This is a genomic window from Mycobacterium sp. NGS41 (assembly GCF_059812725.1).
On record NZ_JCALDF010000051.1, the window covers coordinates 1 to 20,128 of the forward strand.

The window sequence follows — 20,128 nt, forward strand, 5'->3', positions numbered from 1 at the left end:
CCTGTGGGCTCTTCAGGTGCTCACAGGCATCGAAGTTGTGGCCCCCGAGTTGGGGCTGCGGCCGCATCTGCCCAGCGTCGAGCCCAAGCGGCTGGCGCTGGAACACCCGGTGACGGCCGAACTGAGAGCCGTCGGCGTCATCGACGGGTCGGACACAGTCGATAGCACCGTAATGGAGTGGCTGACCGTGCTCTCCCGGCGCGATATCGCGCTGCTGATGCAGTTCGGCACGCCAGGAACCGATGAATCGGCGCGGGTGCTACTCGCCCGCTTCGCGAAATGGTGGGTGGCGATGGAACGGTCGGCGGATCTCGTGCGGATCAGCGGAGCGGGAACGGCCAACACCGAAGGCGCCGCCGGCGCGGCGCTGACCGCACAGATCGACCGATTGTGCGGCACAAAGGCGGCCGCGGCCCTGCGACCCGTCACCCTGGACGCGGACGCCATGCAGACCGCCGCGACCAGTAGGGAGGCGCTGCGCAGATTCCTGGACAGCCAGGGACTGGAGGCCGACCAGGTGCAGATGCTGGCACGGGCCGCCGATCCCGACCGATCAGCCCAGGCCTCGATCGTCGCGATCCAGTCCGGCGTGGAAACAGGCCGGCCCACCCGTTCCTACGTTGAGCCGAGCGTTGTGACAATCATCGATCTGCCGGAGGGAAGATTGGTCGCCGAGCACACTTACTCGGGGGCTTCAGGTGGCAGGAAATGGATGATCATCGCCCCGGGCACCAGGAGCAATGTCGCTGCTGCCCTCAATCGTTTGGTGCGGCGCCTGCCCGCCGATCAAGAATGGTATTCATACCGCAAAGTTGTGTAGTCGAGAGGTATCGCACAAAAATGTTAGTACCGGCATCGTGACAAGTCCGTGGGCAACGCCAACCCGTTCTCCGGAACCTGGCGTACAGGTTGACAGAGAAGCGCCTCCCGCGCGCTATCAACGGCTAGATTCCGTATCGGGAACATTGCGGATCTCCGATATGGTGGCGCCGCGTAAAATTCCGCCAGGCTCAGGATGGCGTAAGTTTCTATATCGCCTATCGTTCGAAGCACTCAATTTCGGTGAATCGCCCGCCGAACGGCATTACCGCGAATTGCAGGAGCGGATACGGCGTCACATCCGAAAGCAGTACGTGATCGGGGTGGTATCCGGAAAGGGCGGCGTCGGAAAAACCACCATGACCGCGTGCATCGGAGCGGTGTTCCGGGAATGCCGGCCGGAGAACGTGGTTGCCGTGGATGCGGCGCCCGGCTTCGGGACGCTGGCGGGCCGGATCGATGAATCCCCGCCCGGCGATTACGCGGCGGTGCTGAACGACACCGACGTCCAAGGCTATGCGGACATCCGAGAGCACTTGGGGCAGAACAGCATCGGGCTCGACGTACTAGCCGGAAATCGGGTCTCAGACCAGCCGCGGCCCTTGGTGCCGTCGATGTTCAGCGGGGTGTTGTCCCGGCTGCGCCGCACGCACACGGTCATCGTGGTCGACACCTCCGACGATCTCGAGCACCCGGTAATGAAGGCGGTGCTGGATGCCTGCGACACACTTGTTTTCGTGTCCGGCCTCACCGCCGACACCTCGCTGCCCGTCACCCGCGCGATCGATCTGCTGCGGTCGTTGGGTTACCACGAATTAATGTCCCGCAGCATGGTTGTTCTGAACGATAGTCGCGATAAATACGACCCGGATGCGCGCACATATCTCACCGAACGCTTCGGACAGTCGGGAGCGACCGTCGAGTTTATGCCGTACGATCCTTACCTCGCGAAGGGCGGGATAATCGATACCCGGCACGAGCTGAAGAAAAAGACTCGACTGCGGGTCTTCGAAATTACCGCATCGCTGGCCGACAAATATATTCCAGATGCCGACAGGCCGCGCTAGTGACCCCGTTGCTGGGTAAAGTTTCGTTTCCGGCCCGCTGCGCTGTGGCGGTCGTGTGCGGCGAGCACCTGGTTTCGCAGGTATATCCGGCATCCGTGCCGATTGAGGTTTTTATAGACGACATCGTCGAATTGCTCAACGACGAGATCAAGCGCCGCGGCTTCGGCGGCCTGGAGCCCGGCCTCGGATACGAACTACACAGGGCCAACGGAGTTCGGCTGGACGTCACCAAGACGCTCGACGAGCTCGGCGTCGAGGACGGGGCCACGCTCTCCCTGGTTCCAGCGGTGGAAGGCGAATCTTTCGAGCCGCAGTACGAGTCGTTGTCCACCGGCCTGGCCCGGATCGGCAAGAAGCTGTTCGAGCCCGTTACGGTCGAAACCGCCTCGCACACGGCGTTGTTGATTCTGACGATGGTCGCGGTGACGGTGATGGGACTGGCCGTGCGCCAGCGCTGTGCCGGCGATTCCCTGGTGCCGAGCATCGTCACCGGCGCTGCCGGACTGTCAGCCGCCGGTGGTGCGGCCGCGGTGTGGCGGTGGTGGCCGCGTCGCACCGACATGATCGACGGGCTGGGCTGGCTCGCGGTGCCGCTGCTCGTGGTAAGCCTCGCGGGCGGCGCGCCCGGGAAGCTCGGGTCCGCACATGTGTTCATTGCAGCCTTGGCGGGCGCGGTTTTGACCTGTGGAATCGCGGCCGTGACGCGACGCCACACCACGGTCGCGGCCGCGGCGGTGACGCTGTGCACCCTCGGCGGCATGATCGCGGCGGCCCGGATGTGGCGGCCGGTTCCGGCCCAGTGGCTGGGGATGTGCGCCCTGGTAGCGCTATTGCTGGTGCTGACCCAGGCTCCGACGATCGCACTGTGGGTGGCGCGGATCCGGCCACCGTACTTCGGGTCGATCACCGGGCGCGATCTGTTCCGGCGTAGCGCCGGTCAGCCCCCGGATGTGGTGGCACCCGTGAACGACGAGGCAGATACTGCCGACGAGGACGCGAATCCGGATACCACCCCTCGCGGCGCGCAGATCGCGGCGGCGGCGGTACGCGCTAATAGCGTGCTGACCGGAATATGCGTGGGCGCCGGATTGGCGCTCCCGCCCGCGGTGTGGGCCACGTTGATGCCGGGCCGCGACCGCGGCGTGCCGGCCGCAGTACTGGCCGGGCTGTTCGCGGTGATCTTCATCAGCCGGGGCCGGGCGTTCGCCGACAAGTGGCAGGCGGTCGCGCTGGTGTGCGGGTCCGCAGCCGCCGTGTGCGTGGGCGTACTCAAATACGTTGTGCACGAATCCGGTTCAACGTATTCGGTGCTTTGGGGCGCGATGGTACTGGCCGGGTTCGGCGGCGCCGGCCTGCTGGCGGCGCTGTTGGTACCGATAACCAGGTTCACTCCTCTGGTGCGGATGACCGCCGAATGGGTGGAGATCGCGGCGATCATCGCGGCGTTGCCGCTGGCCGCCTGGATCGGCGGATTGTTCACCTGGGTACGCATGCGATGACTCGGATCGCTCGAAAGGCACAGGGATCGCTGCAACGCGTCATGTCGCTTGCGCTGACCGGCCTGCTGGTAGCGCTGTTGGCGAGCCTGCCTGCAGCGCAGGCGATTCCGCCGCCGAGCGTCGATCCCGGCCGGGTACCGGCAGACGGCAAACCGGGCTCGGATCAACCGATGCGGCAGAGCTTCGCCTGCGCTAAAACGATCTCCGTCGCAGATCCCAATGTGGCGGTTACCGCGCCTGGTTTCACCATGCTGAACATCAGCAAGGCGTGGCAGTACTCAACAGGCAACGGGGTGCCGGTCGCCGTCATCGACACCGGCATCAATCCCAGTCGCCGGCTGCCTGTGGTCGCCGGCGGCGACTACATCATGGGCGGTGACGGGCTGACGGACTGCGATGCGCACGGCACCATCGTCGCGTCGGTGATCGGTGCCGCGCCACAGGGCATTCCGATGCCCGCGCGGATGCCGAGCGCTCCGGCATTTCCGCCCCCTGCGGGGCCGCCGGCGACCGATGCGGGAGCACCGCCACCAGGCGGTCCTCCGCCCCCACCCGCGCCTGCGCCCCCGCCGTCCCCGGTGACGATCACGCAAACCGTGGCGGCACCGCCGCCCCCACCGCCGGACGTACCGTCGAACGCGCCGGGTGATCCCGGCACCGAACACCCCGATGACCCCGAGGTGCCGCCCCCGCCGTCGGGCACCCCCGATGGGGTCGTCGGCGTCGCACCGCACGCCGTGATCATGTCTATCCGCCAGTCGTCGCGAGCCTTCGAACCAGCCAGCCCGGGGCCGGGCGACATGGAGGGGCGCAAGAAGGCAGGCACCATCGCGACGCTGGCCAGCGCTATCGTGCACGCCGCCAATATGGGCGCCAAGGTGATCAACGTCAGCGTGACTGCGTGCGTGTCGGCGGCAGATCCGCTGGATCAGACTGCCATTGGCGCAGCCGTCTGGTATGCGGCCACCGTGAAGGACGCGGTGATCGTCGCGGCGGCGGGAAACGACAGCGAAGACGGTTGCGCCCAAAACCCGTCGTTCGACCCGCTCGACGCGTCCGATCCCCGCGATTGGCATCAAGTCAAAACCGTGTCATCCCCATCGTGGTTCGCCGACTATGTGTTGTCGGTGGGCGCCGTGGACAACAGCGGCGCACCGATCAGCAAGAGCCTGACGGGACCCTGGGTGGCCGCCGCGGCTCCCGGTGTCGGGATCATGGGATTGTCACCCGAGACCGGGGGCCCGGTCAACGCTTATCCTCCGATTCGCCCCGGCGAGAAGAACATGCCGATCTGGGGCACCAGCTTCTCGGCGGCATATGTCAGTGGGGTTGTTGCTTTGGTCCGCGCCAAATATCCGGGCCTATCTGCCCACCAGATCGTCAACCGGATCTTGCAGACCGCGCACAATCCGCCACGGGGAGTCGACAATCAAGTCGGCTATGGCGTCGTCGACCCGGTAGCGGCGCTGACCTTCGATGTTCCTGCGGGAGAACGGCTCCCATCAACAGCAGCCAGCCGTGTGCTCAGACCTGCCCCGTCGCCACCCGCGCCGGATCATCGCGCCCGCACCGTTGCTCTGGTGTTCGCCGGCACGGTTGCGGTGCTGATTGCGGTCGCCGCACTGATCGCGCGAGCACGGCGGGAGCGATGACGGCCACGACCAAGCTGACGATCGTCGTCGGCGTGTTTCTCTCCGTCCTCGTTGGTTGGACATCCGGTGAATACGCTGGTGCTGCAGCCGGTTTGGCGGCTGGTATCGGCGTTGGCGTAGTCAGGTGGCGGGGCCGGCAGCTGTGGTCTTGGCTGGCTCTGTGGGTGCGGCGCCGTCGACCTATCGAGTGGACAGAGCCGCTGACGGTAGTCAACGACCGTGCCGGGGGCGGAGTCCGATACCAGGACGGTGTGGCGGTTGCCGCGGTGCAGCTGCTCGGAAAGCCGCATACACCAACGCTGTTCACCGGATCGTCCTCCACCTGCACCGAAAACGCGCTCAACATAACGGACCTGCTGCCGATGTTGAATCAAACCCTTGGCCTGACTATTGATTCGTTGAGCGTGATCAGCGCCGGGGCCCGCCGCCGCAGCACCGGTGACTACCCGCGGGTGTACGACACCCTCATCGGCACTCCGCCGTATGCCGGACAGCGAGAAACTTGGCTCGTCGTGCGAATCTCGGCTCTGGACAACGCCGATGCGCTACAGTGGCGGACCTCGATCGGCGCCGCGACGCTGGCGGCTGCGCAGCGAATCAGCGCCGCCATGCGGCAACAGGGCATTCGTGCCAAGGTTGCCACCGCCACCGACATCGTCGAGATGGAGCGACGGCTAGGACGATCCGCGCTGGATGCGCCCAACGGGCGCTGGCGCTCGGTTCGGGGCGGCCACGGCTGGCTGACGACGTACTGGTATCGGCCCGAAGACATCACCGCCGACAAGTTGGCGCAAGCCTGGTCTATGCGGGCCGATGGAATCATCCACAACGTCACACTTTTTCCCGCTGATCGTGACGCCGCCGCGGTCACTGCCACGGTGACAGTGCGCAGCGCACAACCACCGACGGCCCCGCCGAGCACGCTGTTGCAAACGTTGCCTGGTGAGCAGTCGCTGGCCATCGCCGCCAATCTGTGCGGTCCGATGCCGTGGCTGCGGGGCATTCGTCGCGGAACGCTGCATGGCCCGCTCGTCGTCCCCATCGGGCCATCGGGCGTACTGCTGGGCAAGGTCGGCGGCGGCAATCGGATGCTGCTGCCGCTGGACGACGTGGGAGAGTTCAGCCGGGTACACATCGCCGCCGAGGATGCACTGGCCAAGCGGATTGTGATCCGCATGGCCGGGGCCGGCGAGAAAATCACGGTACACACCCGAAACCTACAGCGGTGGAACAGTGTTCGCATGCCGGACATCGCTGTGATCGATCAGCCCAAGCCCGTCTCCGGCACCACGGTAAGTGTGGTGGACGGCAGCCTGACACCCGCGCCCCGCCCGAACACCCTGATCTCCGTGGGGGAACCGGGCGAGCCCTACCGCGGGACCGCCAATGTGCTGATCACCCAGACAGGTGCGGCGACGGTGGAGGTAACGGTCGCCGGTCAAGTGCACGCGGTGGAAGTCGAGTTGTTCCGCGCGGAGAACCGCTACGTGTCTTCTGAACCGGCGCGGTTGCGGACCTTGGAGCTCGCAGCGGTGGAGCCGCAGTGACCAGCACCACCGGAACGGCCGCCGCGCGCAAGCAGTTCGACCAGGGTATGGCCTTGCTCAAGGCCGACGGTCATGCCGATATCGCCGCGGCCGGGGCGCGGTTCCGGGAGGCTACGGAGATCGATGCGTCGATGGCCGACGCCTGGCTGGGGCGGATCGCCGCCGGGGATGAAGCATTGTCAACGGTCCAGCAGCTGTACACGTATGGTGCACGGTTGCATCGGGAGACCAACCGGCTCGGTGTGCGCTTGTCGGCGCCCATCAAAGCCGGTCCCTACCTGTCGATTTCGGTGACCGAGGCGTCGCATGCGGGCCTGGCGCTGGCGAGTGCGCTCATCGATGACCGCCAATACGAGAAAGCTCAAGCGCTGCTTGCGGATTCGGTACTGCTGGACACCTGGGAGAATCACCAGTGGCAGCAGCACATCGAGGCCTACCTGATGTTCGCAACCCAGCGGTGGCCGGACGTCATCTCGGTGGCAGCTTCAATTTTGCCACCGCAGGCCATCATCATGTCAGCGGTTACGGCGGCAACGTGCGCGTTGGCGGCCCACGCTGCGGTCCATCTCGGCCAGGCGCGTGTCGCACTCGACTGGACCGACCGCGTCGAACTGCGCACCGGCCACTCAGGCACCGAATCGCGGAGCCGCCGCAGCGAAACCGCCGTCACCGCAATCGATCCCACCGACTTCCCGCTGATCGCCGCGGACCTGGCATACGCACGAGGGATGGCGCATCGCCAGCTCGACCAAGAGCACGAGGCGCAGATCTGGCTATCCAAGGCGACGATCAATGGTGCGCTGATCGAGTCAGCCAAACAAGCGTTGGCCGACCCCGCGCTGCAACTGGTGATCACCGACGAAAATGCCATAAACACCCGCACCGACAAATGGGATGTGAACACCGAGCAGTCCAAACAGCAGCGACGCGAGGAGGAACACGAAGAGCGACGGGCCCAACTCTTGGCGGAGGGCCGTGCCTTGCTCGACCACCAGGTGGGGTTGGCCGAAGTCAAGCGTGCGGTGGCCGAACTGGAGGACCAGATCGAGGTGCGGGCGCTACGGCTGGCGGCCGGGTTGCCCGTGGCCAATCAAACCAATCACATGCTGCTGGTAGGACCGCCTGGAACCGGAAAGACCACCACCGCCGAGGCGTTGGGAAAGATCTATGCCGGCCTGGGCATCGTGCGCCATCCCGAGATCATCGAAGTCAAACGGGCCGACTTCTGCGGTGAACACATCGGAGCCTCGGGCCCCAAGACCAACGAACTGATCAACCGCTCGCTGGGCCGCATCCTGTTCATGGACGAGTTCTACTCACTGGTTGAGCGCCACCACGACGGCCGGCCCGACATGATCGGCATGGAGGCGGTCAACCAGTTGTTGGTGGCGCTGGAGGTACATCGCTTCGACTTTTGCTTCATCGGCGCGGGATACGAGCAACAGGTCGACGAATTCCTCACTGTGAACCCAGGATTGGCGGGTCGATTCAACCGCAAGTTGCGGTTCGAGTCCTATGCTCCCGACGAGCTGGTGGAGATCGCGGTCCGCTACGGCAAACCCCGAGCGACCGTCATCGAGCCCGCCGCATGCGAAGCGCTCAACGCCGCATGCACCACGCTGCGCGCCTACCAAGCGGCCGACGGCACCCACGGCATCGACGTCATGCACAACGGACGTTTCGCACGCAACGTGGTCGAACGTGCAGAGCGGCTGCGAGATTCGCGGGTAGCCGCTCAGCATCGCAGCGACAAGGGCTCGGTGACCGTCGAGGACCTGCAAGCGCTGCGCGCTCAGGATGTGATCGCCGCGGTCCGCGAATCCTGTGCGGAAAAGCATGTGCCGATAGAGCTTTGACCACACCGGCTCCGGTACCACGAGCGTGCGCAAAATGCCGTCATCGCTCGGCGTGTTGCGTACAAACGCGCACGCTCGCGAGGAGGAGTTACCGGCCTGCCACGGGATCGAAGCGGAAAACGGCGAGCTGGCCTGCCAGCGCCTCGAACTCATCGGAGCTGCCGTCGCGGACCATCCCCGAGCGCTTGGCGAACGCCACCCCGACCGGCACCTCGGTCGGAAACGCGCGCAGCACCGGCCGCGCTTCGGCGGCACTGAGCTCGACGATCCTGACCCGCCGGGCCCGGCGCCCTCTGGTCAGGGTGCCGACGCCCGCAGCCCGCGCGTTGGCCGCCCAATCCGCCCCGGGATAGCCGGCCACCACATAGAGGTCGCCCTGAAATTTGAACGGCGTCATCGGGGTGCTGCGCGGCTGACCCGACTTACGGCCAGGCACCGTCAACACCATGGCAGGCCCCGTCGGTATTCCTAGCTTCTGCACCGCCATCATCACCTTGTTCATCGGCTTGAGGTATCGCGGTGGGCGTATTTCGGACATGAAAACTGCCTCTCTAACTGGTTTCAACTGGTGAATAGGTCACGACGCTGCGACACGAATTCCGCGAACGGAAGGGCCGGGCGGCCCAGGATCTTTTCCACGTCGTGGGTGACGAGGGCGGGTTTGTCCAGCGTCTCGGCGAGCATCGCGAGATAGCCGTCGGCGAAGCCGGCGGTGAAACCCAGCCCGATGAAGCGCTGCCGCACCGCCTCGGCAGGTATCTCGCGGTATTGCAGCGGGCGATCCAGCACCGCGCCGATAGCCGCCACCAGCTCGGAGTTGGTCAGCGATTGCGGACCGGTCAGCGGGATGCGCTGCCCGACAAGCTCGTCGGTGAGCAGCGCCCGCGCCGCCACCGCCGAGATGTCGCTCTCGACGATCGGCGCGCTGGAAGCCTCGGCATACGGACCGGCCACTACGTCCCCGGCGCGGATCTGCGCCGACCACATGCCGACGAAGTTCGTCGCGAAAACCGCGGGCCGCAGGCTCACCCACTCCAGGCCGGAGTCGACGGCCAGCTGTTCGATCTCTTTGTTGCGGTCCCCACGAGCCCGTGACGGCTGGCGCGCGAAGTCGTCGTCGGCGTTGATCGCCGACAGGGCAACCAGTTTGGTGACGCCGGCGGCCCGGGCCCGGGTGATCACGGCCGACATCGCCTCGATCTGCGGGCCCAGCGCACGGGAATTGAGGAACACCGCCGACGCACCGGGCAGCGCTTCGAGCGCCGAGCCGAATACCTCGACCCCGTTGGGAAACCCGGCGGTCTTTGGCGTGCGGGTGACCGCACGCACCCCAACGCCCGCGGCGACAAGTTGGTCGACAAGGGGACGGCCGACATTGCCGGTCGCTCCGGTTACCACGATCGTCATGAATGGCTCCTTCATGTGATGAGCCGATGCTGTTCGTCAGGCTCTGCATCCAAGGACGGACCGCCGGAGCGGAAAGTTACAGTCGGAATCGGTAACTTTTTCCCGCACCAGATCGTCGGTATTGCATGAACCAACCGCAGTCAGCGAGCGAGCAGATCACGGATGCCTGGCGGCTTCATCACCCATACCTGATCAATCTCGGCTACCAGATCACCGGAAACGTCGGTGACGCCGAAGACATTGCGCAAGAAGCGTTTTTGCGTCTATCCCGGGTCGACCCCGAGCAGATCGACGATGTCCGTGGCTGGCTCACCGTGGTCACCAGCCGGCTGTGCCTGGATCACGTGCGTTCGGCGCGGGCCCGCTACGAGCGCCCGGGCGCCCCCGATGGTGACGTCCAGCAGGGCCGTGAGTTTCTGGTTGACGAATCGCGGCGGGCCGACCCGGCCGACCGGGTGACTCTCGACGACCAGGTCAGCACGGCGTTGCTGGAAGTCTTGCGCAGGCTCACTCCCGGGGAGCGGGTGGCTTTCGTACTGCACGACGTGTTCGGCCTCCCGTTCGACCAGATCGCCGAAACCGTCGGCCGTCCCGTCGGCACCTGTCGTCAGCTGGCACGGCGCGCCCGCGGCAAATTCGGCGTGGCACAACCGAAGCTGACCGAGGTGGTCTCGGCCGAGCACCAGCTGGTCACCGAGAAATTCATCACCGCGTGCGCCAACGGCGACATCGCCGCCCTGGCTGCGGTCTTGGATCCGACGGTGTGGGGCGTGGGAACGGTCCTGGCTCACCCTGCGCCGCCGCCACAGATCAACCACGGGCCGGACGCCGTGGCCACCAACCTCATGCGCTATCTGGGGCCGGGCGTGACATTGGTCAACGGTCCGGTCGGGCAGCCGGTCGTGCTGGCTTTTGCCGAACGACGGCTATTCGCCGCCATCGTGCTGACTATCCGCGGCGATCTGGTCAGCAAGATCGAGGCGATCGCCGACCCCGCCGCCCGGGCGGGAGCGGTATCCGGTTAACGGTGTGGGCGGTCCCGAGCGACGGGCCGCGACGCGAAGTACCCCGTGATGGTCGCCGTGACCTGCATGAACTTGCGCCGCGTTGCCGGAGCCATTTCGTGCTGCACATCGATGACCCCACCCGGGCGGAGGTGGGGATCGAACGGCACCTCGACTACCGGTTGCCCGTGATCGATGAACTCGCGAGCCAGCAATGCCCGGGTGCGCTTGTCGGCGTGTCCGTCGGAATCGTTGAGCACCACGATGCTGTTGTGCAACAACCGATCCACGCCGTGATCCGCCAACCATTCCATGGTCTTGGCGGCGGCCGAGGCCCCATCCGCCCACGGCGACGACACCACGATCAGCGCGTCCAGATCGCGCAGCACCTCCTGGGTGACCGCGGAGTCCATCGTGGAGCCGCAGTCGATGATCGAGATCGCGAAGTGCCTGTCCAGCCGTAGCGCGGCCTCGCGGTAGATCGCCGGATCGAGCACTCGGCGAGGTCCTGCCGCCGGTTCACCGCCGAGCACGTACAGGCCGACGGGATTACGGCCGACGCGTGCGGTCACGTCTCCGAAGGATTGCAGGTTGGTGTCTCCGGTCAGTTCCCAGAACGACCCGTTCGCGTGCGGATCGATTCGACTGCTCAACCGGCCGAAGGCGGTGTCGGCGTCGATCGCCACGATGCGGTCCTGCTGACGAAGTTCGGCGAGGAGCGATCCGATGCTTGCGGCCACCGACGTCTTTCCGACGCCGCCCTTGCCCAGTACGCCGACCTTGTGGTTGCCGTGCAGGGGGATCTGTATGGCTGCCTGGAATTGCGCCTCTTCGCGTTGCGTGGTCGACGGACCCGGCGTGATGAGGCCAAAGGTGGCCAACCGGACGAGTCGGCGCCAACCGTGGTCGGGAGGTAGCGGCGGGGCCATGTGGACGGGCCCGAAGGGAGGTTCGGCCTGCGCCCTCGACGGGATGGGGTGCGCCGGCGCATGCGGCGGGACGGGGTGCACCGGCTGGCGTTGGGGGCTGGGTGGAGGCGCGTGCTGGGGAGGCGGACCGGGGTGCACCGGCTGGCGCGGCGGCCCGGGCGGAGCGGGCGGGTGCCGGTGCGGCGGGCCGGGGAGAGGTCCCGGCGAAGTTGGCCGGCCTGGCGGAGGAGACCCTGGTGGGGCTGGCCGGCCCGGCGGGACCGGCCTTGGTGGGGCCGGCGGCGGCGCCGGCCGCATAACCGGGCGATGCTCAGGGGGATGGGCCGGGGGAGCGGGGGGCGGCGGACCCGGGGCAGGGGCAGCCGGATCCCGTGACTGGGGGCCAGGTAGGTGCGCATCGGGGGCGCTGGGCCGCAGGCGGTCGCGCAAGAATTCGTCGTGCTCGGTCATGAACTCCTCGACTGCCTGGCGATTCGACCGCCAATTTCGTACAAAACCAGTATCTGTCACCGGCCCGCAGCGCGACTGACGCGGACATTCAGCCGCGCTTTTTAGACTCTTATTAGTATTGCGCAAACTCGGCACCGTGGCACACGCTTCAGATGACGGTGATGGCGGACCTTCAAACCCGATTCATCGCAGGCTCAGCAAACCGGTCTAAGCGGTTGGTGTGGTCCTCGAAGAAAGCGCGCGAGCGCCGCCCCACGGGCCGCAATCGGTGAAACGGGCCACGTCAATGGGGTCAATCGCCTGCTCCGCCGCAGGTCACGGGTGGCGGGCGGGCAGGTTAGTATTAGGGAAGTTGGCATGTCAGGCGGGTTTTGTCATATCGTTTTACGACTTGTCGAGTCCGGTTATCGGGCACCGTTCAGCGCTGCACGGACGAATCCCTGACCGGATCATCTCCGCTTGACGGACAGCCTATCGACAAGACCGAAGGGATCTGGCCCGCAATCTCCGGGGCGAGGTCCTCGTCGGAACCACTGGTGAAGGCCACGCAGAAAGTTTGGTGAAGGGGCAGGTGGGTATGGCGCCCAAGCGCTCGGGCTCCAAAGGGCTGTATAACCCCGCATTCGAACACGATTCGTGCGGGGTAGCCATGGTCGTCGACATGCACGGCCGGCGTAGCCGCGACATTGTGGACAAGGCGATCACCGCCCTGCTCAACCTTGAACATCGCGGTGCGCAGGGTGCCGAGCCGCGCAGTGGCGACGGCGCAGGCATCCTGATCCAGGTCCCGGACGCATTCCTTCGGGAGGTCGTCGATTTCGAGCTGCCGGAACCGGGCAGCTACGCCACCGGCATCGCGTTCTTGCCGCAGTCGTCCAAGGACGCCGCGGCGGCCTGCGCGGCGGTGGAGAAGATCGCCGAAGCCGAGGGGCTGCGCGTGCTGGGCTGGCGGAACGTCCCCACCGACGACTCATCGCTGGGAGCGTTGTCCCGCGATGCGATGCCCACCTTCCGGCAGGTGTTCATGGAGGGCGCCTCCGGCATGGCCCTGGAGCGGCGCTGTTACGTCGTCCGGAAGCGTGCCGAGCACGAGCTGGGCACCAAGGGACCCGGCCAGGATGGTCCGGGCCGCGAAACCGTCTATTTCCCAAGCCTGTCCGGACAGACGTTCGTCTACAAGGGCATGCTGACCACCCCGCAGCTGAAGGCCTTCTACCTGGACCTGCAGGACGACCGGCTGACCAGCGCGCTGGGCATCGTGCACTCCCGCTTTTCCACCAACACCTTCCCGTCCTGGCCGCTGGCGCATCCGTTCCGGCGCATCGCCCACAACGGTGAGATCAACACCGTCACCGGCAACGAGAACTGGATGCGTGCCCGCGAGGCGTTGATCAAGACCGACATCTTCGGATCCGAAGACGACGTCGAGAAGCTGTTCCCGATCTGCACGCCGGGGGCTTCGGACACCCAGCGTTTCGACGAGGTGCTCGAGCTGCTGCATCTGGGCGGACGCAGTCTGGCGCACGCGGTACTGATGATGATTCCCGAGGCCTGGGAGCGTCACGAGTCGATGGACCCCGCGCGTCGGGCGTTCTACCAGTACCACGCCTCACTTATGGAGCCGTGGGACGGCCCGGCATCGATGACATTCACCGACGGCACCATCGTGGGCGCCGTGCTCGACCGCAATGGCCTTCGGCCGTCGCGGATCTGGGTCACCAAGGACGGACTGGTCGTGATGGCCTCCGAGGCCGGGGTGCTGGATCTCGACCCCTCGACGGTGGTCCGCCGGATGCGGCTGCAGCCCGGCCGGATGTTCCTGGTGGACACGACGCAGGGCCGCATCGTCTCCGACGAGGAGATCAAGGCGGAGCTGGCGGCCGAGCACCCCTATCAGGAGTGGCTCGACAAAGGGCTGATCCCGATGGAGAAGCTGCCGGCCGGCAAATACGTGCGGATGCCACACGACCGGCTTGTCATGCGGCAGTTGGCTTTCGGTTACACCTACGAGGAACTCAACGTGCTGGTGGCGCCGATGGTCCGCACCGGTGCCGAGCCGATCGGGTCGATGGGCACCGACACCCCGCCCGCGGTGCTCTCCGAGCGTCCCCGAATGCTCTACGACTACTTCCAGCAGTTGTTCGCTCAGGTGACCAACCCGCCACTGGACGCCATCCGCGAGGAGGTGGTGACCAGCCTGCAGGGCACCACCGGCGGGGAGCGCGACCTGCTCACCCCGAACGAAAACTCGTGCCACCAGATCGCGCTGTCACAGCCGATTCTGCGCAACTACGAGTTGGCCAAGTTGATCAACCTCAACCCCGATGACGAGGTCGACGGGCGACCGCATGGTATGCGGTCCAAGGTGATTCGGTGCCTGTACCCGGTCGCCGAAGGCGGCGCCGGTCTGGCCGCCGCGCTGGACGACGTGCGCGCGCAGGCGTCTGCGGCGATCGCCGACGGCGCCCGGGTCGTCATCTTGTCCGACCGCGAATCCAACGAGCAGATGGCCCCGATACCGTCGCTGCTCGCCGTTGCGGGAGTGCACCATCATCTGGTGCGGGATCGCACCCGCACCCACGTGGGGCTGGTGGTCGAATCCGGTGACGCCCGCGAGGTGCACCACATGGCGATGCTGGTCGGTTGTGGTGCGGCCGCGGTCAACCCCTACCTGGCGTTCGAGTCGATCGAGGACATGCTCGACCGCGGGTTCATTGACAGTATCGACCGCAAGACGGCGCTGAACCACTACATCAAGGCCGCCGGCAAGGGCGTGCTCAAAGTGATGTCCAAGATGGGCATTTCGACGCTGGCGTCGTACACCGGCGCGCAGCTGTTCCAGGCGGTCGGCATCTCCCAGGAGGTGCTCGACGAGTACTTCACCGGGCTGGTCTGTCCGACCGGCGGCATCACCCTCGACGACATCGCCGCCGATGTCGCGGCCCGGCACCGGCTGGCCTACCTGGACCGCCCGGACGAGCGTGCGCACCGCGAACTCGAGGTGGGCGGGGAATACCAGTGGCGCCGTGAGGGCGAGTACCACTTGTTCAACCCGGAGACGGTTTTCAAGCTGCAGCACTCCACTCGCACCGGTCAGTACAAGATCTTCAAGGACTACACCCGCCTGGTCGACGACCAGACCGAGCGGATGGCGTCGCTGCGTGGTCTACTGAAATTCCGTGCGGGAGTGCGTCCTCCGATTCCGCTGCAGGAGGTCGAGCCCGCCAGCGAGATCGTCAAGCGCTTCTCGACGGGGGCGATGAGCTACGGCTCGATCTCGGCGGAGGCACACGAGACCCTGGCCATTGCGATGAACCGGCTGGGTGGCCGCTCGAACAGCGGAGAAGGCGGCGAAGACGTCAAGCGGTTCGAGCAAGATCCCAACGGCGACTGGCGCCGCAGCGCGATCAAGCAGGTCGCGTCGGCCCGGTTCGGTGTCACCTCGCACTACCTGACCAACTGCACCGACATCCAGATCAAGATGGCCCAGGGCGCGAAGCCCGGTGAGGGCGGCCAACTTCCGGGGCACAAGGTGTACCCGTGGGTCGCCAAAGTCCGGCACTCCACACCCGGCGTCGGGCTGATCTCGCCGCCGCCGCACCACGACATCTATTCGATCGAGGATCTGGCGCAGCTGATTCACGACCTGAAGAACGCCAACCCGTCCGCACGCGTGCACGTCAAGCTGGTGTCGGAGAACGGGGTTGGGACGGTCGCGGCCGGAGTTTCCAAAGCGCACGCCGACGTGGTGCTGATTTCGGGGCATGACGGTGGCACCGGCGCGACCCCGCTGACGTCTATGAAGCACGCCGGCGCCCCGTGGGAGCTGGGACTGGCCGAGACGCAGCAGACCCTGCTGCTCAACGGATTACGCGACCGGATCGTGGTTCAGGTGGATGGGCAGCTCAAGACGGGCCGTGACGTGATGATCGCCACGCTGCTCGGCGCCGAGGAGTTCGGCTTCGCCACGGCCCCACTGGTGGTGGCGGGTTGCATCATGATGCGGGTATGCCATCTGGACACCTGCCCCGTGGGCGTGGCGACCCAGAACCCGGTGCTGCGGGAGCGGTTCACCGGTAAGCCGGAGTTCGTGGAGAACTTCTTCATGTTCATTGCCGAAGAAGTCCGGGAATACATGGCGCAGTTGGGCTTCCGCACCCTCAATGAGGCCGTCGGTCAGGCCGGAGCGCTGGATACGACGCTGGCGCGCGCGCACTGGAAGGCGCACCGGCTGGACCTGACGCCCGTGCTGCACGAGCCTGAGTCGGCGTTCATGAACCAGGACCTGTACTGCAGCTCGCGTCAGGATCACGGGCTGGACAAGGCACTCGACCAGCAATTGATCGTGATGAGCAGGGAGGCGCTGGACGCCGGGAAGCCGGTCCGCTTTTCTACGACCATCGGCAACGTCAACCGCACGGTGGGCACCATGCTGGGTCATGAGGTGACGAAAGCATATGGCGGCCAAGGGTTGCCGGACGGCACCATCGACATCACGTTCGACGGTTCCGCCGGCAACAGCTTCGGCGCCTTTGTGCCCAAGGGGATTACATTGCGAATTTACGGCGACGCCAACGACTACGTTGGCAAGGGCCTGTCCGGTGGCCGGATTGTGGTGCGGCCGTCGGACAATGCGCCGCAGGACTATGTCGCCGAGGACAACATCATCGGCGGCAACGTGATTCTGTTCGGCGCCACCAGTGGTGAGGTCTTCCTGCGCGGCGTGGTCGGCGAACGGTTCGCGGTCCGCAACTCCGGCGCGCACGCCGTCGTCGAGGGCGTCGGCGATCACGGCTGCGAATACATGACCGGCGGCAAGGTCACCATCCTCGGCCGCACCGGCCGTAACTTCGCGGCCGGGATGTCCGGCGGCGTGGCCTACGTCTACGACCCCGACGGGCAACTGCCGTCCAACCTCAACGCCGAGATGGTCGAACTCGAGACTCTCGACGAGGACGACGTGGAGTACCTGCACGGCATCATCCAGGCGCATGTCGATGCGACCGATTCCGCTGTGGGCCAGCGGATCCTCGCCGACTGGCGCCGGCAGCAGCGGCGCTTCGTCAAGGTGATGCCGCGGGACTACAAGCGGGTGCTGGGCGCGATCGCCGAAGCCGAACGCGATGGCATGGATGTCGACAAGGCGATCATGGCGGCCTCGCATGGCTGATCCGAGCGGCTTCCTGAAGTACACACACCGGGAATTGCCGAAGCGACGGCCTGTCCCGCTACGGCTGCGCGACTGGAACGAGGTCTACGAGGAATTCGATCTCGAGAAGTTGCGCTATCAGGCCACCCGATGCATGGATTGCGGTATTCCGTTCTGTCACAACGGGTGTCCGCTGGGAAACTTGATCCCGGAATGGAACGACCTGGTGCGTAGGAACCGGTTCCGTGACGCGATCGAACGGCTGCACGCCACCAACAATTTCCCCGACTTCACCGGTCGGTTGTGTCCGGCACCGTGCGAGCCGGCGTGTGTGCTTGGAATCAATCAGGATCCGGTGACGATCAAGCAGATCGAGCTGGAGATCATCGACAAGGCATTCGAGGAAGGCTGGGTCACGCCGCTACCGCCGACGCAGCTGACCGGAAAGACTGTGGCGGTGGTCGGTTCGGGCCCGGCGGGTCTGGCCGCTGCTCAGCAGCTCACCCGCGCCGGCCACAGCGTCACCGTCTTCGAACGGGCCGACCGCATCGGCGGGCTGCTGCGCTACGGCATCCCGGAATTCAAGATGGAAAAGCGCGTCCTGGACCGGCGGCTGGATCAGATGCGGGCTGAGGGAACCGAATTCCGGCCCGGCGTCAATGTCGGGGTCGACATCACCGCCGAGCAGCTGCGTGCCGATTTCGACGCGGTCGTGCTGGCCGGCGGTGCCACCGACTGGCGTGACCTGCCCATCCCCGGGCGGGACCTGGACGGGATCCATCAGGCGATGGAGTACCTGCCGTGGGGCAACCACCAGGCGCTGGGTGAGTTGGACGACGCCGACCGCGACGAGGACGGGCAGCCGCCGATCACGGCCAAGGGTAAGAAGGTGGTGATCATCGGGGGCGGCGACACCGGCGCCGACTGCCTGGGCACCGTGCATCGCCAAGGCGCGGTCGCCGTGCACCAGTTCGAGATCATGCCGCGGCCACCGGACTCCCGCGCTTCGTCGACCCCGTGGCCGACCTACCCGCTGATGTACCGCATATCGGCGGCGCACGAGGAAGGCGGCGAACGGCTGTTCTCGGTCAACACCGAGGAGTTCGTCGGCGAGGACGGGCATGTCACTGCGCTCAAGGTGCACGAAGTGACGATGCAGGACGGCAAGTTCGTCAAGGTCGAGGGCTCCGACTTCGAAATCGAGGCCGACCTGGTGTTGCTGGCGATGGGATTCGTCGGTCCTGAGAAGCCGGGCCTGCTCACCGACCTCGGGGTGAAGCTCACGGACCGCGGTAACGTGGCCCGCGGCGCCGATTTCGACACTTCAGTGCCCGGTGTCTTCGTCGCCGGCGACATGGGTCGTGGGCAGTCGTTGATCGTCTGGGCGATAGCTGAGGGCAGGGCCGCGGCAGCGGCCGTGGACAAGCATCTGATGGGGGAGAGTGCGCTACCGGCGCCGGTCAAGCCCACCGCTGCACCGCTTCAGTAGCCACACCAGTCACATCAGAAACACGTTGATAATTGCCCGGCGAGTCGCCAGCTGTTTGCCAGGCGTTGGGTGTCTAATAACTCAGTGTGGGCCTCGTCACATAGAGGGCACAGCGGGGGCCCGGTTGAATTAACCGATCGCAGGAGTGATTACTGTGCATGTTAAGCCAGTACCCCAGTCACGAGTGGGGCGAATCGCCTGGTCATGGTTCCGTCACCCGGTAAGAAGTCGCGAGTTTCCTGCTAAACGTGAGCGTCTTATCACCGCTGAGGAACTGCTGGTCTTCGGCGGCTAATCGCCCAGCGCGGGTCATCTGGCGGGCGCACTGAGTTTGCTCGCCCGCAAGCGCCGCAAGTTTCGCCGAAACTGTAGATTTGCAGGAAAAGTGCGAGACGAGGCCTGCAAAATTACAGGCTCGGCGCTGAGATCCCCCTATAGCCGATGCATCTCGCGTGCCAGGCAGGCTTCCTCGAGGAACGCGTAATGCTTCGGGAAGTCGTGACGTGCCGGGCGGGCATCGGACGCCGATATCGCATGGATCCGGTGTATCGCCGCGCGAGCTGCAGAGGTCGCCTCGTCCCACCAATGCGTGGTCGTCGGCCGCCGAGACAATACCGCGGCAGTGCCGAACATAACCTGCTGTTCGGTGATCAGGATTGGCGCCGGGGCCGGCGTGTTGAGGATGGGCTCTGGACGCACCTCACGTTTGATCGCGTTGCTCATTTCTTACCTCCATCACCGCGTTGGTGGGTCGTGTAATTGAAATCGTCGATCGAGCTGGGCGGGGCGCAGTCAGTAGCGCAGTACTGGCATTTCGGGGGCGTGCGACGTGATACCACGGAGTCGTGTGGGGCCACGGTCCAGGAGGCGGCGATGGATGACAGCCAGATGCAGGCGCTAGTCGACCGGCATATGAGTGCTGAAGGCCAAGGCGACGTCGACGGGGCCGTGGAGGTGTACACCGACGATGTCGAACACGATGTCGTCGGATTCCCCAACGGTCCCAGCCGCGGCGAAAACGGGGCTCGCGACTTTTACAACTACCTCACCGCGAACTTTCGCACCGAAGACTGGAAGATGCTGCGTCGCTACGTGGCCAGTGACGCGATGATCCTCGAACAGCTCATGACCGGCACCGTCGTTGGATCGTTGCTGGGACTACCGGGCGGCGGACGCCGCATCAGCTTCCGGATCCTGCACATCTTCGAGTTCCGTGATGGGCTGATTAGCCGCGAGAACGTCTGGCTGGACAGTGCGGCG

The 20,128-nt window shown here is 65.7% G+C and carries 15 protein-coding genes; 11 read left to right on the forward strand and 4 right to left on the reverse strand.

Annotated elements, in window-relative coordinates; translation table 11 throughout:
* Window position 1: 1 nt before the first annotated feature.
* Genes AC5Y21_RS25170 through eccA form a run of 6 tightly spaced genes read left to right on the forward strand, consistent with a single transcriptional unit; the run spans window position 2 to window position 8,440 of the window.
* Complete coding sequence (locus AC5Y21_RS25170; protein WP_499916724.1) at window positions 2-820, forward strand: ESX secretion-associated protein EspG; 819 nt, start codon at window positions 2-4, stop codon at window positions 818-820.
* Window positions 821-857: 37 nt separating this feature from the next.
* The gene (locus AC5Y21_RS25175) at window positions 858-1,886 is read left to right on the forward strand and encodes a MinD/ParA family ATP-binding protein (RefSeq protein WP_499916748.1); all 1,029 of its coding nucleotides are present in this window, start codon (window positions 858-860) and stop codon (window positions 1,884-1,886) included.
* Window positions 1,886-3,385: a type VII secretion integral membrane protein EccD gene (gene eccD / locus AC5Y21_RS25180; protein ID WP_499916727.1), complete on the forward strand. Its 1,500-nt coding sequence runs from the start codon at window positions 1,886-1,888 to the stop codon at window positions 3,383-3,385. Before AC5Y21_RS25175 ends, eccD begins: the two co-directional genes overlap by 1 nt.
* Entirely contained in the window at window positions 3,382-5,037 is a 1,656-nt protein-coding gene (gene mycP / locus AC5Y21_RS25185) for a type VII secretion-associated serine protease mycosin (RefSeq protein ID WP_499916729.1), read from the forward strand. The genes eccD and mycP overlap by 4 nt, the downstream gene beginning before the upstream one ends.
* The gene (eccE, locus tag AC5Y21_RS25190; RefSeq protein ID WP_499916731.1) at window positions 5,034-6,584 is read left to right on the forward strand and encodes a type VII secretion protein EccE; all 1,551 of its coding nucleotides are present in this window, start codon (window positions 5,034-5,036) and stop codon (window positions 6,582-6,584) included. Before mycP ends, eccE begins: the two co-directional genes overlap by 4 nt.
* Before the next feature lie 47 nt (window positions 6,585-6,631).
* Window positions 6,632-8,440: a type VII secretion AAA-ATPase EccA gene (gene eccA, locus AC5Y21_RS25195; protein WP_499916750.1), complete on the forward strand. Its 1,809-nt coding sequence runs from the start codon at window positions 6,632-6,634 to the stop codon at window positions 8,438-8,440.
* Between the two features lie 88 nt (window positions 8,441-8,528).
* Here the strand turns inward: eccA and AC5Y21_RS25200 are convergent, their stop codons facing one another.
* Both AC5Y21_RS25200 and AC5Y21_RS25205 read right to left on the reverse strand, forming a co-directional pair.
* Complete coding sequence (locus AC5Y21_RS25200; RefSeq protein WP_499916733.1) at window positions 8,529-8,978, reverse strand: nitroreductase family deazaflavin-dependent oxidoreductase; 450 nt, start codon at window positions 8,976-8,978, stop codon at window positions 8,529-8,531.
* A gap of 23 nt (window positions 8,979-9,001) precedes the next feature.
* Window positions 9,002-9,847, reverse strand: coding sequence for an NmrA family NAD(P)-binding protein (locus AC5Y21_RS25205; RefSeq protein WP_499916736.1), 846 nt, complete (start codon window positions 9,845-9,847; stop codon window positions 9,002-9,004).
* Between the two features lie 125 nt (window positions 9,848-9,972).
* Here AC5Y21_RS25205 and sigI point away from each other — a divergent pair, with 125 nt between their 5' ends.
* Entirely contained in the window at window positions 9,973-10,872 is a 900-nt protein-coding gene (sigI, locus tag AC5Y21_RS25210) for an RNA polymerase sigma factor SigI (protein WP_499916738.1), read from the forward strand.
* Here sigI and AC5Y21_RS25215 read toward each other — a convergent pair.
* Window positions 10,869-11,918 carry a MinD/ParA family ATP-binding protein gene (locus AC5Y21_RS25215; protein WP_499916740.1) on the reverse strand — a complete coding sequence of 350 codons (1,050 nt, stop codon included), beginning with the start codon at window positions 11,916-11,918 and terminating at the stop codon, window positions 10,869-10,871. The genes sigI and AC5Y21_RS25215 overlap by 4 nt on opposite strands.
* On the opposite strand from AC5Y21_RS25215, the gene AC5Y21_RS25220 reads away from it, so the two are divergent.
* The 3 genes from AC5Y21_RS25220 to AC5Y21_RS25230 all read left to right on the forward strand — a co-directional run bounded on the left by AC5Y21_RS25220 (window position 11,882) and on the right by AC5Y21_RS25230 (window position 18,868).
* Window positions 11,882-12,079 (forward strand): hypothetical protein, encoded by a 198-nt coding sequence (locus tag AC5Y21_RS25220; RefSeq protein ID WP_499916754.1) that lies wholly within the window; start codon window positions 11,882-11,884, stop codon window positions 12,077-12,079. The two genes, AC5Y21_RS25215 and AC5Y21_RS25220, sit on opposite strands and share 37 nt — an antisense overlap.
* A gap of 728 nt (window positions 12,080-12,807) precedes the next feature.
* A complete protein-coding gene (gltB, locus tag AC5Y21_RS25225; RefSeq protein WP_499916752.1) occupies window positions 12,808-17,400 on the forward strand; it encodes a glutamate synthase large subunit in 4,593 nt (1,530 codons plus the stop codon).
* The gene (locus AC5Y21_RS25230; protein WP_499916742.1) at window positions 17,393-18,868 is read left to right on the forward strand and encodes a glutamate synthase subunit beta; all 1,476 of its coding nucleotides are present in this window, start codon (window positions 17,393-17,395) and stop codon (window positions 18,866-18,868) included. Before gltB ends, AC5Y21_RS25230 begins: the two co-directional genes overlap by 8 nt.
* Window positions 18,869-19,300: 432 nt before the next feature.
* On the opposite strand, the gene AC5Y21_RS25235 is transcribed toward AC5Y21_RS25230, so the two are convergent.
* Window positions 19,301-19,591 (reverse strand): hypothetical protein, encoded by a 291-nt coding sequence (locus AC5Y21_RS25235; RefSeq protein WP_499916744.1) that lies wholly within the window; start codon window positions 19,589-19,591, stop codon window positions 19,301-19,303.
* A 150-nt stretch (window positions 19,592-19,741) separates the two neighbouring features.
* Here AC5Y21_RS25235 and AC5Y21_RS25240 point away from each other — a divergent pair.
* A partial coding sequence (locus tag AC5Y21_RS25240) for a nuclear transport factor 2 family protein (RefSeq protein ID WP_499916746.1) occupies window positions 19,742-20,128 on the forward strand: 387 nt, incomplete at its 3' end.